This window comes from Niveispirillum sp. (assembly GCF_052437035.1).
Lineage (GTDB): Bacteria > Pseudomonadota > Alphaproteobacteria > Azospirillales > Azospirillaceae > Niveispirillum.
The window spans coordinates 1-656 of record NZ_JBQVOH010000047.1 but is presented as its reverse complement, the minus strand read 5'-3'; the positions used below and the strand labels follow the sequence as shown (position 1 = coordinate 656).

Below are 656 nucleotides of genomic sequence, written 5' to 3'. Positions count from 1 at the left end.
ATGAGAGCCGCAGGCTTTTGGGAGAGTGAAATGAATATTGCCGAAGCCTTGGCGAGCGCCATCGGCGCCGACCGCGTCGCGAGCGACGCCGAGGCGCTCAACGCGCGGCGTTACGACCAGTGGGCGGTCAAGCATCTGCGCGACTGGCGCGGTGAAGCGGTGCCCGCACCGGGCTGCGTCGTGCGGCCGCAGTCGGTCGAGGATGTGCAGAAGGTCGTGCGCCTCGCCGCCGAGAAACGCGTGCCGCTGATCCCCTTTGGCTTTGGCAGCGGGGTGTGCGGCGGGATCGAGCCGACGCCGGATGCGATCCTGCTCGACATGAGCGCCATGAACCGCGTGCGCTATATCGACAGCGACGATCTGCTGGCCAGCTTCGATGCGGGCCTCAACGGTATGGAGGCCGAGGAGGCGGTCGCGGCGCACGGGCTGACGATCGGGCACTGGCCGCAGTCGATCGCGATCAGCAGCGTCGGCGGCTGGGTGGCAACGCGCGCGTCGGGGCAATTTTCGACCGCTTATGGCAATATCGAGGACATCATCCATTCGATCGAGGCGGTGCTGCCGAACGGCGAACTGGTGACGCTCGGAAAGGCGGTGCGCGCCGCAGCCGGACCCGACCTCCGCCACCTGTTGATGGGTGCCGAGGGGACGATGGG

At 67.5% G+C, this 656-nt stretch carries 1 protein-coding gene; it reads left to right on the top strand.

Features of this window, described 5'->3' with window-relative positions:
* Positions 1–30 precede the first annotated feature (30 nt).
* Positions 31–656 (top strand): FAD-binding oxidoreductase (locus tag ACT6Q8_RS25605; protein WP_444739491.1); only part of this gene is annotated, 626 nt, incomplete at its 3' end.